This is a genomic window from Micromonospora vinacea (genome assembly GCF_015751785.1).
Taxonomy (GTDB): Bacteria; Actinomycetota; Actinomycetes; order Mycobacteriales; family Micromonosporaceae; genus Micromonospora; species Micromonospora vinacea.
Window position 1 is genome coordinate 2,230,877 of record NZ_JADOTY010000001.1, and the last position, 14,119, is coordinate 2,244,995.

At 71.5% G+C, this 14,119-nt stretch carries 9 protein-coding genes; 5 read left to right on the forward strand and 4 right to left on the reverse strand.

Annotated elements, in window-relative coordinates; genetic code table 11:
• Positions 1 to 54 precede the first annotated feature (54 nt).
• Positions 55 to 486: a superantigen-like protein SSL4 gene (locus IW249_RS10780; RefSeq protein WP_196920604.1), complete on the forward strand. Its 432-nt coding sequence runs from the start codon at positions 55 to 57 to the stop codon at positions 484 to 486.
• Positions 486 to 2,606, forward strand: coding sequence for a bifunctional polysaccharide deacetylase/glycosyltransferase family 2 protein (locus IW249_RS10785; RefSeq protein ID WP_231392477.1), 2,121 nt, complete (start codon positions 486 to 488; stop codon positions 2,604 to 2,606). Before IW249_RS10780 ends, IW249_RS10785 begins: the two co-directional genes overlap by 1 nt.
• A 33-nt stretch (positions 2,607 to 2,639) precedes the next feature.
• Here IW249_RS10785 and IW249_RS10790 read toward each other — a convergent pair whose 3' ends face one another.
• Complete coding sequence (locus tag IW249_RS10790; RefSeq protein WP_196920605.1) at positions 2,640 to 2,795, reverse strand: hypothetical protein; 156 nt, start codon at positions 2,793 to 2,795, stop codon at positions 2,640 to 2,642.
• Positions 2,796 to 2,811: 16 nt separating this feature from the next.
• On the reverse strand, positions 2,812 to 4,908 hold the full coding sequence (locus IW249_RS10795; RefSeq protein ID WP_196920606.1) for a S9 family peptidase: 2,097 nt from the start codon (positions 4,906 to 4,908) through the stop codon (positions 2,812 to 2,814).
• A gap of 96 nt (positions 4,909 to 5,004) precedes the next feature.
• Between IW249_RS10795 and IW249_RS10800 the strand changes: the two genes are divergently transcribed.
• Positions 5,005 to 6,363 carry an FAD-binding oxidoreductase gene (locus IW249_RS10800; protein WP_196920607.1) on the forward strand — a complete coding sequence of 453 codons (1,359 nt, stop codon included), beginning with the start codon at positions 5,005 to 5,007 and terminating at the stop codon, positions 6,361 to 6,363.
• Between the two features lie 21 nt (positions 6,364 to 6,384).
• On the opposite strand, the gene IW249_RS10805 is transcribed toward IW249_RS10800, so the two are convergent.
• Both IW249_RS10805 and IW249_RS10810 read right to left on the reverse strand, forming a co-directional pair.
• On the reverse strand, positions 6,385 to 6,792 hold the full coding sequence (locus IW249_RS10805) for a hypothetical protein (protein WP_196920608.1): 408 nt from the start codon (positions 6,790 to 6,792) through the stop codon (positions 6,385 to 6,387).
• 49 nt (positions 6,793 to 6,841) lie between these two features.
• The gene (locus tag IW249_RS10810) at positions 6,842 to 8,914 is read right to left on the reverse strand and encodes a SpoIIE family protein phosphatase (protein WP_196920609.1); all 2,073 of its coding nucleotides are present in this window, start codon (positions 8,912 to 8,914) and stop codon (positions 6,842 to 6,844) included.
• A gap of 282 nt (positions 8,915 to 9,196) precedes the next feature.
• Here IW249_RS10810 and IW249_RS10815 point away from each other — a divergent pair, with 282 nt between their 5' ends.
• Complete coding sequence (locus tag IW249_RS10815) at positions 9,197 to 13,564, forward strand: HAMP domain-containing protein (RefSeq protein WP_196920610.1); 4,368 nt, start codon at positions 9,197 to 9,199, stop codon at positions 13,562 to 13,564.
• Positions 13,561 to 14,115 (forward strand): response regulator, encoded by a 555-nt coding sequence (locus IW249_RS10820; protein WP_196920611.1) that lies wholly within the window; start codon positions 13,561 to 13,563, stop codon positions 14,113 to 14,115. The genes IW249_RS10815 and IW249_RS10820 overlap by 4 nt, the downstream gene beginning before the upstream one ends.
• The last annotated feature ends 4 nt before the right edge of the window (positions 14,116 to 14,119 follow it).

A 14,119-nucleotide genomic window follows, 5' to 3' on the forward strand; every position in this document is an offset into this window, starting at 1 on the left:
CCCATCGGGTCTCCGACGTCGGTTGCCGGCGTGGTGACGGTGGGAGTTTGCCAGATGCACAGTCAACCGGGCCCTGTCCCGCCGGTGTTCGTCGACGGCACCGGGCGTCGCCGCCGGCTGACCGTCATCGCGGGCACCGCCATGGGCCTTGGCCTGCTCACCAGCCTCGTCCTGATCGCCGCGGGGCTCTTCCTGGACACGTCGGTGCCGCTGCCCGGCTGGTCGGACGACTCCCGGGGGACGCGCCCGGTGGAGGCCGGCGTGGACGGCGTCAACCCACCCCGGGTGGCCGAGTCGCCGTCGCCGTCGTCGGCGGCCCGTACGTCGGCGCCGCTGCCGCGCACCACCCCGACCAGCGACCGATCCCCGACGGCCGGTACGACCGCCACGGCCACTCCGACGCCATCCGCCACCGACCAACCGGGCCGTGGCGACGAGCGCCGCAGGACCGCCAAGCCGAGCAGGTCGCCCGGTAAGCCGCAGTGATGATGGCGAGACACGTCGCCCGGCGAGACCCCCGTGCGCACTGGCTGCTGCTCCTGCTCGGGCTGCTCCTGCTGCTCGCGGCGCTCACCGTCAACGGCCTGCTGAGTGGTCTCGCGGGCGGCTCGGGAAACGCCACCGCACGGCCCGCGTCGGACGTGCCGGCCGCCGTCGGCTCGGGTGGCCCGGTGCTCCGGCTGGATCGTGCGGAACCGGTCAGCCGGGCGCTGCCGGACCGCACCATCGCACTGACCTTCGACGACGGGCCGGACCCGCGCTGGACGCCACAGGTCCTCGACGTGTTGCGACGGCACGGCGCGCACGCCACCTTCTTCGTGGTGGGAGCCCGGGTCAACGAACACCCCGAACTGCTCCGGCGGATCCTCGCCGAGGGGCACGAGATCGGGTCGCACACGTTCACCCACGCCGACCTCGCCGAGGTGTCGCCGTGGCGGCGTGACCTCGAACTGTCGCTGACCCGCAAGGCGGTCGCGTCGGCCACCGGCCGGGAAGTGACACTGCTCCGGCCGCCGTTCTCCTCGGTGCCGACGGCGCTGACCGGGTCCGAGTACGCCGCGTTGCGCGCCGCCGCCAGTGCCGGGCACGTCGCGGTGCTCACCGACCTGGACACCAAGGACTGGCAACGCCCCGGCACCGACCAGATCGTGCGGGCCGCCACCCCGAAGCGGGGCCAGGGGGCTGTGGTGCTGATGCACGACGGCGGCGGTGACCGGGCACAGACGCTCGCCGCCCTGGACCGCCTGCTGCCGGCGCTCGGCGATCAGGGCTACCGGTTCACCACCGTCTCCGCCGGCATCGACGCCTCGCCGTCGATGGTTGAGGCGGGCACCGGTGCCCGGCTGAGCGGAACCGCACTGCGCTGGACCCAGACCGGTGCCCGCTGGTCCGCCGAGGTGATGAACTTCCTGCTCGCCACCGCACTCGTGCTCGGGGTGGCGCGTCTGGCCGTGCAGGTGCTCTGCGCCCAGCGGCACGTGCGCCGGGTCCGCCGACCCCGCCGGGACCGTCCTGAGGTGCGGGTACCGGTGTCGGTGATCGTGCCCGCCTACAACGAGGCCGCGAACATCGCCGCCACTGTTCGTTCCCTAATGGCCAGCGCGTACCCGGCGTTGGAGGTGATCGTGGTGGACGACGGGTCGGACGACGGCACCGCCGACATCGTGGAGCGGATGCGACTGCGCGGGGTGCGCGTGATCCGGCAGGCCAACGCCGGCAAGCCGGCGGCGCTGAACACCGGCATCAGGGCGGCCCGGGCGAACCTGTTGGTGCTGGTCGACGGCGACACCGTCTTCCAGCCGGACACGGTGCACCGCCTGGTGCAGGGCTTCGCCGACCCGTCGGTGGGCGCGATCAGCGGCAACACCAAGGTCGCCAACCGGCGTCGGCTGCTCGGTCGCTGGCAGCACCTGGAGTACGTGATCGGCTTCAACCTCGACCGACGGATGTACGACGTGCTGGAGTGCATGCCGACCATCCCCGGCGCGATCGGCGCGTTCCGCCGCGAGGTGCTGCTGCGGGTGGGAGGGGTGCCGTCGGACACGCTGGCCGAGGACACGGACCTCACCATGAAGGTGCTCCGGGCCGGCTGGCGGGTCGTCTACGAGGAGTCGGCCATCGCCTGGACCGAAGCCCCGTCGTCGTTGCGCCAACTCTGGCGGCAGCGCTACCGCTGGTGCTACGGCACCATGCAGGCGATGTGGAAACATCGGCACGCGCTGCGCGAGTCGGGTGCCGGAGGCAAACTGGGCCGGCGTGGCCTGCCGTACCTCACGGTGTTCCAGATCGTGTTGCCGCTCACCGCGCCGGCGGTCGACGTGTTCGCCGTGTACGGCCTGCTCTTCCTGCCCTGGTCGACCCTCGCCCTGGCCTGGGCGGGACTGCTGCTGCTCCAAGCGGCCACCGCCGCGTACGCGCTGCGACTGGACCGGGAACGGTACGGCCCGCTGTGGGCGCTGCCGTTCCAGCAGCTGGTCTACCGGCAGCTCATGTACCTGGTGGTGGTGCAGTCGGTGGTCACCGCGTTGGTCGGTAACCGGCTGCGCTGGCAGCGGATGGTGCGGACCGGTGAGGCGGCGGCGTTGGTGGGGGCCGGCCGGGGCTGACGCCACCGCGACGCGGCGTCAGCCCTCGACCGGTCAGGTCGGGGCGTGGAAGAGGCCGGCCGACCAGGCGATCAGCAGGCCGACGGCGGCGGAGCAGCAGCAGACGAGCAGAGCGGCGGCGACCACTGCGAGAATCACCCAGGCGGACGCCCGCCGGGGCGTCGGCCCCGGCTCGTCCCCGTTCGTCATCGCCGCCGCCCCGCCGTCAGGCCCGGCCGATGCGGTCCAGGATCCAGGCGTTGATGAACGCCTCCTCGCGCCACGAGTCGTAGCGACCGCTCGGGCCGCCGTGCCCGGCGCCCATCTCGGTCTTCAGCAGGTAGTCGCCGGCCGGGGCGACAGCCCGCAGCCGGGCGATCCACTTCGCCGGCTCCGAGTAGAGCACCCGGGTGTCGTTGAGGCTGGTCACCGCGAGGATCGCGGGGTAGTCCACGGCAGCCACGTTCTCGTACGGCGTGTAGGACTTCATGTACGCGTACACCTCGGGGTCGTCGAGGGGGTTGCCCCACTCCTCCCATTCGGTGACCGTCAGCGGCAGCGACGGGTCGAGGATCGACGTGAGCGCGTCCACGAACGGCACCTGCGCCACGATCCCGGTGAACGCGTCCGGCGCGAGGTTGGCCACCGCGCCCATCAGCAGGCCACCGGCCGAGGCGCCCCGGGCGACCAGCCGGTCGCTGGCCGTCCAGCCCGCCTTGACGAGGTGCCTGGCGCACGCCACGAAGTCGGTGAAGGTGTTCTTCTTGGCCAGCAGCTTGCCCTGGTCGTACCACCGTCGGCCCAGCTCACCGCCGCCCCGGATGTGCGCCACGGCGAAGACCACGCCCCGGTCCAGCAGGGACAGTCGGGCCACCGAGAACCACGGGTCCATGCTGGCCTCGTACGAGCCGTAGCCGTACAGCTCGCAGGGCGCCGACCCGTCCCGGGGGGTGCCGACACGGCAGACCAGCGAGATCGGCACCCGGGTGCCGTCGTCGGCGAGCGCCCAGTCGCGGAACTGCTCGTACTCGGCCGGGTCGTACGGTCGCCCGTCCGGCCCGGGCAGCACCGGCTTCTGCTTGAGCAGCACCATCTGCCGGGTGACCAGGTCGTAGTCGTACACCGAGTCGGGGGTGATCAGCGAGGAGTAGCGCAGCCGGACCTGACCGGTGCGGTACTCCGGGTTGGCGTCCAACCCGACGCTGTACAGCGGCTCGGGGAAGTCGATGTCGTACCCGTCGTCACTGCCCACCGGCAGCACCCGCAGCCCGGTGAGCCCGTCGGTGCGCAGCGACACCACCAGGTGGTTGGCGAAGGCATCGACCGCCTCCAGCCGGGTGCCGGGGGTGTGCTCGATCAGCGGCACCCAGTCGCCCGGTACGTCCGCCGAGGTGAACGCCAGCGCGAAGTCCTCCGCGCCGTCGTTGTGCAGGATCAGGAAGCGGTGGCCGTGGTGCTCGACCGTGTATTCCACGCCCTGCCGGCGGGGTGCGATCACGGCCGGCGCGCCGGTCGGGTTGCCGGCGGGGATCACCAGCACCTCGCTCGTCACCTTGCTGTGCACGTCGATGAGGATGAACTTCTCCGACCGGGTGAGCTCCACCCCCACCCAGAACCGCTCGTCGTCCTCCTGGTGGACCACCACGTCGTCGGCGGCGGCGGAGCCGACGGTGTGCCGCCAGACCCGGTTCGGCCGCCAGGCGTCGTCCACCGTCACGTAGAACAGCACCGACGCGTCGGCCGACCAGGCGGTGCCGTAGAACGTGTCCGGCACCTCGTCGGGCAGCAACTCGCCGGTGGTCAGGTCCTTCACCCGCAGGGTGAACCGCTCGTCGCCGGAGAAGTCGGTGGAGTAGGCCAGCCAGCGACCGTCCGGGCTGACGTCGAACGCGCCGAGCGAGAAGAAGTCGTGCCCCTCGGCCAGCAGGTTGCCGTCGAGCAGCACCTCCTCGCCGTCGAGCGGGGCGCCGTCTGCACTGACCGGCGGGTCGGTCTCACCGTCGCGGACCGCCCGGCGGCACTGCACTCCGTACTGTTGCCCCTCGACCGTCCGGGTGTAGTACCAGTGCCCGCCCTTGCGGGTCGGCACGGACAGGTCGGTCTCCTGGGTGCGTCGGCGAGTCTCCTCGAACAGGTCGGCGCGCAGGTCGGCCAGGTGGGCGGTGCGCGCGTCGGTGTACTCGTTCTCGGCGGTCAGGTAGGCGATCGTCTCCGGGTCGTCCTTGGCGGCGAGCCAGGCGTACTCGTCGACGACGGTGTCGCCGTGGTGGGTGCGCTCGCTGGGCACCCGCTTCGCCGCGGGCGGGGCAGTCTCGGTGGTCACGGCGGCCACGTTACCGGCCGGCAGGCGCAGCGCGCCGGACCAGCGGCATCCCGATACTCGCCACCACGTCTTTCGAACACATGTACGATGGCCGGCATGGCGGCAGCAGCGAGTTCCCTCGGCCGGTCCGGAGCCCTCGAGATCACCCGGCGGTTGGCGGCGATCTGCGGTCCACCCTTCTCCCGGCTGGCCGGGCCCGCCGACGAGGTGGCGGGCCGGCCGGCCCGCTGGGTGGCCGTTCCGGGCGGCCCGCACGCCGCCGCCGAGGTGCTGCGGTTGGCCGCCAAGCACGACCTGACGGTGGTGCCCCGAGGCGCGGGCACGAAGATCGACTGGGGTGCCACGCCGGTCCAGGTCGACATCCTGCTCGACACCGGCCGGCTGGCCGGCATCGGTCACGATCCGGTCGACTCGCTGGTGACCGACGTGGGGGCCGGCACTCCGCTGCGGGCGGTGCAGGCCACCCTGGAGCGCACCGGGCAGCGGCTCGCCATGGACGCCCCGTCACCCGGCGCGACCCTTGGCGGTGTTCTCGCCGCCGGCGAGGCCGGCCCGCTGCGTCACCGCCACGGCAGCCCCTGCGACCAGTTGCTCGGTGTGCGTTACCTGGCCGCCGACGGCGAGCTGATCAGCGTCGGCGGTGGCGCCCCCGGGCTCGACCTGGCCCGCCTGCTCTGCGGCTCACAGGGCGCGCTCGGTGTGCTGGTCTCGGCGAGCCTGCGGGTGCAGCCGGTGCCGGCCAGCAGGCTCTGGGTGTCCCGCCCGGTGTGGACGCCGCTGGAGGTGCACGACCTGATCCGGACGATCCTCGCCGCCCGGCTGGAGCCGTCGGCCATCGAGCTGGACCTGCCCGGAGGCACCCCCCGCCCCCGTACGCCGTACCCGCCCGGCCACCCGTCGGCCACCGCTCGGGAGCGCCATCCGTCGATGTCCGGCCGGGCCGGTGCCCCGTCCCGGGCCGGCAGCCTGGTGGTGCTGCTGGAAGGCGGCCCGGCCGACGTCACCGAGCGTGCCGAGCGGCTGGTCGGCCTGCTGCACGGTGAGGCGACGATCGCCCACTCCGCGCCGACGTGGTGGCGCCGCTACCCGTTCGCGCCCGGTGACACGGCGCTGCGCCTGGAAGTGCCGATCGGCGACCTGCACGCGGCCGTCTACGCGCTCCGCGACGCGGCCGGCGCGCCGGTGCCGGTGCGCGGGTCCGCCGGGCTGGGCGTGGTGCACGCGGCGTTGCCCGGGGCGCTGCCAGCCGACCGGGTGGCGTCCATCCTGGCCGCCGTCCGAGGGGTGCTGCTGGCCCGGCAGGGCCGCTGCGTGGTGGTCTCCGCTCCGGCGGCGGTCCGCCAGGCGGTCGACCTCTGGGGTGAGCTGGCCGGCCTGGCCCAGTTGCGGGCCGCGAAGCGGCACCTGGATCCGGAGCACCGGCTCGCACCCGGACGGCTCCCCGGCGGCCTGTGAAATCCGACGGCCCGGCCGAGGTCAGTCCATCCACCACCGGTGCATGTCCAGCAGCGGCGGGGTGAAGCGGGCCACCAGCACCAGCAGACTGCCGACCGCGCCGGCCAGCAGCAGTGACCGGGTCGCCCGGGGCAGGGCCTCGCGCTCCCGGGCGACCAGCGCCACCGCGACGATCGCCAACGGCAGCCCGAGCACCGCACCCGTCAGGTAGAGCACCGCCACCAGGGGGTGGAGCATCCCGAAGAAGGCCACGTCCTTCGGGTCGTACGCGCCGGTCAGCATCTCGGCGGGGCCGACGCCGGCTGTCGTCATCCGACCGATGTAGAGCAGCAGCACGGCGACGAACGCGCCGATGGTCGCGAACTGCGCGACGATCAGGGCCCGGACCGCCGGCCGGGAGTACGGGGTGACCTGCGCGGCGCTCGTCATGGCCGTCAATCTACCGAGCGGACCCGAGACCAGGGGGCCTGTGCGGCGGTCAGGTCGCGTCGTTGCGCAGCACCAGGACGGCGATGTCGTCCCGGGGTGGCTCGACCGAGAAGTTGATCGCCGCGGCGCGCAGCCGGGCGGCCACCACGTCGGCCGAGTATCCGGCCAGGGGCGCGGCGGCGTCGCGCAGCCGGTCGGTGCCGAACAACTCGCGGCCACGCCGCCGCTCGGTGACGCCATCGGTGTAGAAGATCAGCGAGTCGCCCGGCCCGAGCGTGATCTCCGCCGTCGGCGAGGTGATCGTGTCGAGCAGGCCGAGCGCGGTGCCGCCGGTGCCGACGAACCCGGCGCCGCCCGCCGCGGCCAGCAGCACCGGCCGGTCGTGCCCGGCGAGGTGCAGCGACACGTCCAACTGGTCGCCCTCGCCCGGCCCGACCGCTGCCAGCGCCAGCGTGCAGTAACGGCCGCCACCGCGCTCGACGAGAGTCTCGTTGAGCCGCGCCAGCGCCTCCGGCAACGGCTTGCCGTCGCCGACCAGCACCCGGATCACGTCCCGGACCAGCCCGGTCACCGCGGCGGCCTGGACACCCTTGCCCGAGACGTCACCGATCACCACCAGCCAGCGCCCGTCGGGCAGCGGCACCACGTCGTAGAAGTCGCCCCCCACCTCGGCGTCGTCGCCGGTCGGGACGTACTCGGCGGCGAAGCCGATTCCGTCCACCAGCGGTAGCACCGGCGGCAGCAGAGACTGCTGGAGCGTCTGCGCCACCCGGCGGCGTTCGGCGTGGATGCGGGCATTCTCGATGGCCAGCGCGGCCCGCCGGGCCACGTCCTCCAGGACGGCCACCTCGTCCGGGTCGTGCCGGTGGCGCTGGTGCCGCCCCACCGCCAGGGTGCCGAGCCGCTGCCCACGGGCGATCAGCGGGACCGCGAAACCCTCCATCGGCCCGCCCAGGGGGATCTGCGCCGCGCTGCGGGACGCCTCGCGGAGGCGGGCCGAGATCGAATCCGGCCCGGTCTCCGCCAGCACCTTGTGCAGCTGCGGAAGCATCGACTCGTCGGCGTGGCTGGCCGCCGCCAACCGGAGCCGGCCCCACTCGTCGGTGGTGTGCACCGCGCACCACTGACCGAGTCGCGGCACCACCAACTGGGGCACCAGCGCCATGGTCAGGTCGACGTCCAACGACTGGGCCAGCAGTTCGCTCGCCTCGGCCAGGAACGTCAGCCACACCTGCCGGCGGACGTCGGCCCGGCGCAGCCTGTCGTTTTCCAGGTGCAGCGACAGCCGCTCGGCGGTGAGCACCGCCAACGGTTGGGCGTACGCCGACGGCGCGGCGTCCAACTCCAGCTCCCCGGCGTACGGGCGGTGCACCGTCAGTGGCACCCGGAGCAGATCGCTGCCGGGGCGGGCCGGTCGACCGAAGCGGGCCAGCACCTGGCTGCCCTGCCCGTCGCCGCGGTCCAGCCGGATGGTGCCGCCGGCTGCGCCCACCATCTCGGCAACCCGGCTGAGCAGGCTGGTGGCGAAGTCGGGCAGCGGGTCGTCCCCGTACAGGTCGGGGGCGGTCTGCATGAGTTCGCTCATCGCGCTGGCGCTCGGCGCGGAGCCGTCGGTGCTGGTCCGCGGGCCGGCGTTGGCCGGTGTCGACTCGCCGACGGTGCCCCCGGTGGGCGGGTCGGCGCCGGGGCGGTCCAGCCGGAACCAGACGCCCTTGCCGGTGGGCAGGTACGTGGTGCCCCAGCGGCTGGCGAAGTGGTCGACCAGCAGCAGGCCCCGGCCCCGCACGGAGACCTCGTTGATCTCGGTGGAGTCGTTGCGGTCGCCGACGGTCAGCTCGTCGCCGGAGCCGGGGGCGAAGTCGGAGACGGTGACGGTCAGCCCGATCTCGTCCGCGACGACCTCGATGTCCAGTTCGGTACGGGCGTGTTCGACGGCGTTCGTGGTCAGCTCGGTGGTCAGCAGCAGCGCCTCGTTGGCCAGTTCGTCCAGGTGTGACTCGGTCAACACCGATCGGACCACGGCGCGGGCGGCGGCCGGCGTGCGGCGGTCGGCGGGCAGCCGGACACGCCGGACGGCCCCGTCCCGGGCCCCGGCCGTCGCGGCCCCCGCCTCGGCTGACACCCCCGTATCCTCCACCGTCCCCCTACCGGGTGCCAAGCCGATCACGGATCGCAAGCTGTCGCGTCGGTCAACGGCGCACGTGTGGACGCGTCGAATCGACAGGTCCGGGAGTCGGGCGAGGTTTGCGGCGTGCCGTGCCGGCCCGACGCGGATCGGGCGGGTCCGGCAGACGATCGATGCCACCTGGCGGGTCGCGCACCCTGGCACTGCGGCGCGCGCGGGCACAATATGGGGTGTCGGTGTGTCCGCACGGACCGGCGCCCCCGAGTTGAGCGAGGAATGATGACCACGGCGAAGCAGTCGGTGGCGGATCCGTCCGCAGCCGACCACGAGGCGCTCCTCGGTGAGTTGGCCGAGGCACTGCGACGGATCGGTCGCGGCGACCTGAAGGTCCGGCTTCCCCGCCGCGCCGGCGCTGCCGGTGAGGTGGCGGACGCCTTCAACGAGGTGGTCTCGCTGCAGGAGCGGCAGTACCTGGACCTGCGGCGGATCAGCCGGATCGTCGGCCGCGACGGCCGGCTCACCGAGCGGCTCGACGACGAGGGGTTGGACGGCTCCTGGGCGGAGGGGCAGCGGGCGATCAACTCGTTGATCGACGACCTGGGTCGGCCGACCACCGAGATCGCCCGGGTGATCGTGGCGGTCGCCGACGGTGACCTGTCCCAGCACATGGCGTTGGAGATCGACGGTCGGCCGCTGCGTGGTGAGTACCTGCGCATCGGGCGCACAGTGAACACGATGGTGGACCAGCTGTCGTCGTTCTCGAACGAGGTGACCCGGGTGGCCCGTGAGGTGGGCACCGAGGGCAAGTTGGGCGGCCAGGCCGATGTGCGGGGCGTCGCTGGCACCTGGAAGGACCTCACCGACTCGGTGAACACCATGGCGTCGAACCTGACCGGGCAGGTGCGGTCGATCTCGCAGGTGGCGACGGCTGTGGCCAAGGGCGACCTGTCGCAGAAGATCACGGTCAGCGCGCGTGGTGAGGTCGCCGAGCTGGCCGCCACGATGAACTACCTCACCGACACGCTGCGGCTCTTCGCCGAGCAGGTGACGCGGGTGGCCCGTGAGGTGGGCACCGAGGGCAAGTTGGGCGGCCAGGCCGAGGTGCCCAACGTGGCGGGCACCTGGAAGGACCTGACCGACAGCGTCAACTCGATGGCGTCGAACCTGACCGCTCAGGTCCGTAACATCGCGCAGGTCTCCACTGCGGTGGCGCGCGGTGACCTGTCGCAGAAGATCACGGTGGCGGCGCAGGGCGAGATCCTGGAGCTGAAGGACACCGTCAACACGATGGTGGACCAGTTGTCGTCGTTCGCCGACGAGGTGACCCGGGTGGCCCGTGAGGTGGGCATCGAGGGCAAGTTGGGTGGTCAGGCGCAGGTGCGTGGCGTCTCCGGCACCTGGCGGGACCTCACCGAGAACGTGAACCAGTTGGCCGGCAACCTCACCAGCCAGGTCCGCAACATCTCCCAGGTCTCCACAGCGGTGGCGAAGGGTGACCTGTCGCAGAAGATCACAGTGGACGCCCAGGGCGAGATCCTGGAGCTGAAGAACACCGTCAACACGATGGTGGACCAGTTGTCGTCGTTCGCCGACGAGGTGACCCGGGTGGCCCGTGAGGTGGGCACCGAGGGCAACCTGGGCGGTCAGGCGCAGGTGAAGGGCGTCTCCGGCACCTGGCGGGACCTCACCGACAACGTGAACTCGATGGCGTCGAACCTGACCAGCCAGGTCCGCAACATCGCCTCGGTGACCACCGCTGTGGCGAAGGGTGACCTGTCGCAGAAGATCACAGTGGATGCGCGGGGCGAGATCCTGGAGCTGAAGTCGACTGTCAACACGATGGTGGACCAGTTGTCGTCGTTCGCCGACGAGGTGACCCGGGTCGCGCGTGAGGTGGGCACCGAGGGCAAGCTCGGCGGTCAGGCGCAGGTGCGTGGGGTTGCCGGCACCTGGCGGGACCTGACCGACAACGTGAACTCGATGGCCTCCAACCTGACCGCCCAGGTCCGCAACATCGCCCAGGTCTCCACAGCGGTGGCGAAGGGTGACCTGTCGCAGAAGATCACAGTGGATGCGCGGGGCGAGATCCTGGAGCTGAAGTCGACTGTCAACACGATGGTGGACCAGTTGTCGTCGTTCGCCGACGAGGTGACCCGGGTCGCGCGTGAGGTGGGCACCGAGGGCAAGCTCGGCGGTCAGGCGCAGGTGAAGGGGGTTTCCGGCACCTGGCGGGACCTGACCGACAACGTGAACTCGATGGCGTCGAACCTGACCAGCCAGGTCCGCAACATCGCCTCGGTGACCACCGCGGTGGCGAAGGGCGACCTGTCGCAGAAGATCACGGTGGACGCCCAGGGCGAGATCCTGGAGCTGAAGTCGACTGTCAACACGATGGTCGACCAGTTGTCGTCGTTCGCCGACGAGGTGACCCGGGTGGCCCGCGAGGTCGGTATCGAGGGCAAGCTCGGCGGTCAGGCGCAGGTGAAGGGTGTTTCCGGCACCTGGCGTGACCTCACCGAGAACGTCAACCAGCTCGCCTCGACCCTGACCACGCAGTTGCGGGCCATCGCGCAGGTGTCCACCTCGGTGACCCGCGGCGACCTGACCCAGCGGATCGCGGTCAAGGCGCAGGGCGAGGTCGCCGAGCTGAAGGACAACATCAACCAGATGATCGTCACCCTCCGGGAGACGACAAAGAAGAACGCCGAGCAGGGCTGGCTGGACTCCAACCTCGCCCGGATCGGCGGCCTGTTGCAGGGCCAACGCGACCTCGGCGAGGTCTGCCGCATGATCATGACGGAGGTGACCCCGCTGGTCGACGCCCAGCTCGGCGCCTTCTTCCTGGCCGACGACGCCGACGGCAGCATGCGGCTGCGGCTGACCTCCTCCTACGGGTACGTGGCCCGGGGGCACGACGTCACCTTCGGGCCGGGCGAGGGGCTGGTCGGGCAGACCGCGCTCTCCCGGCGCACGATCCGGGTCAGCGCCTCCCCGAACAGCCGGCTCACCCTGCGCTCCGGTCTGGCCGAGACACCCCCGTCCGACCTGGTGGTGCTCCCCGTCCTGTTCGAGGGTGAGCTGCTCGGGGTGATCGAGTTCGCCAGCGTGTCGGCCTTCTCCGAGCTGCACCTGTCGTTCCTGGAGCGGCTGGTGCTCACCATCGGCATCGCTGTCAACACCATCCAGGCCAACCGGCGTACGGAGGAGCTGCTGGCCCAGTCGCAGCGGCTGGCGCACGAGATGCAGGAGCAGTCGGCGGAGTTGCAGCGCACCAACGCCGAGCTGGAGGAGAAGGCCACTCTGCTGTCCGAGCAGAAGGGCAACATCGAGACGAAGAACCGGGAGATCGAGCTGGCGCGGCTGGGCCTGGAGGAGAAGGCGCAGCAGTTGACCCGGGCGTCGGCCTACAAGTCGGAGTTCCTGGCCAACATGAGCCACGAGCTGCGGACCCCGCTGAACTCGTTGCTGCTGCTGGCCCGTCTGCTGGCGGAGAACTCGGAGCAGAACCTCAGCCCGAAGCAGATCGAGTTCGCCCGGACCATCCACGGGTCCGGCTCCGACCTGCTGCGTCTGATCGACGACATCCTCGACCTTTCCAAGATCGAGGCGGGTCGGATGGACGTCGAGCCGACCGAGATCCGCTTCACCGAGCTGCGCGGCTACGTCGAGCAGGCGTTCGCGCCGCAGGCCGAGGAGAAGAACCTGGACTTCCAGGTACGGGTGAGCAAGGATCTGCCGCCGGCGTTGGTGACCGACGCGCAGCGGTTGCAGCAGATCCTGCGCAACCTGCTCTCCAACGCGGTGAAGTTCACCGACAACGGCGCCGTGACGCTGCGGATCGCCCCGGCCGCGGAGAACGCGGTCTTCGACGTGCCGGCGCTGACGAACGCCCAGCAGGTGATCGCGTTCACCGTGATCGACACCGGGATCGGCATCTCTGACGACAAGCTGTCGATCATCTTCGAGGCGTTCCAGCAGGCCGACGGCACTACCAGTCGCCGGTACGGCGGCACCGGCCTGGGCCTGTCGATCAGCCGCGATCTGGCCCGACTGATCGGCGGCACCATCACCGTCTCGTCCGCGCCCGGTCAGGGTTCGACCTTCACCCTGTTCGTGCCGCACGTGCTGGCCCCGGACGCCGTTGTCGCGCCCCAGGCTCCGTCTCCGCAGCGCGCCGGCCTGCCGTCGTCGCTGCTGATGCCGCCGCTGGAACTGCTGCCGGACCGGCCGGAGGCACCGGCCACCCGTCAACTGGACGGCGCCACAGTGCTGATCGTGGACGACGACGTCCGTAACGTCTTCGCCTTGACCAGCGCGTTGGAGCTGCACGGGATGACCGTGCTGTACTCGGACAACGGGGCGGACGGTGTCCGCCTGCTGGCCGAGCACCCGGAGGTGGACATCGTGCTGATGGACGCCATGATGCCCGACCAGGACGGTTACGAGACGACCCGTCAGATTCGCCGCAATCACCGGTTCGCCGACCTGCCGGTGGTCTTCCTGACCGCGAAGGCGATGCCGGGTGACCGTGAGTCGGCGCTCGCTGCCGGGGGCAGCGACTACATCACCAAGCCGGTCGACCTGGACGACCTGATCGAACTGATGTCGTCCTGGATCAACGGCAGCCGGACCGAGGAGACTTCGTGACCCAGATGGCCAAGGCGCTGCTCGTGGACGACCGGCGGCAGAATCTGACGGCCCTGGAGGCGATCCTCCAGGGCCTGCCGGTCCAGTCGGTGGCGGTGGAGAGCGGCGAGGCGGCGCTCAAGCAGCTGCTGGTGGACGACTTCGCGGTGATCCTGTTGGACGCCCAGATGCCGGACATGGACGGCTTCGAGACGGCGAGCCACATCAAGCGCCGCGAACGGACCCGGCACGTGCCGATCATCTTCCTCACCGCCGCCGACCGGGACGCCCAGCTCGCCCTCCGGGGTTACCAGGTGGGTGCCGTGGACTACCTCACCAAGCCGTTCGACCCGTGGGTGCTCCGGGCCAAGGTGTCGGTCTTCGTCGAGCTGTGGGTGAAGACCCGGCAGTTGGCCACCCAGTCGGACCTGGTCCGGGAGCGTGACACGCAGTGGCGGCGGCTCACCGACGCGGTGGACGAGGCGACAACGCTGCTCCGCTCGGACGACCCGGAGGTCCGCGACCGGGCGGTACGGATGCTCGAACAGGCCCGCTGGGGCAACACCGCCTGACGCG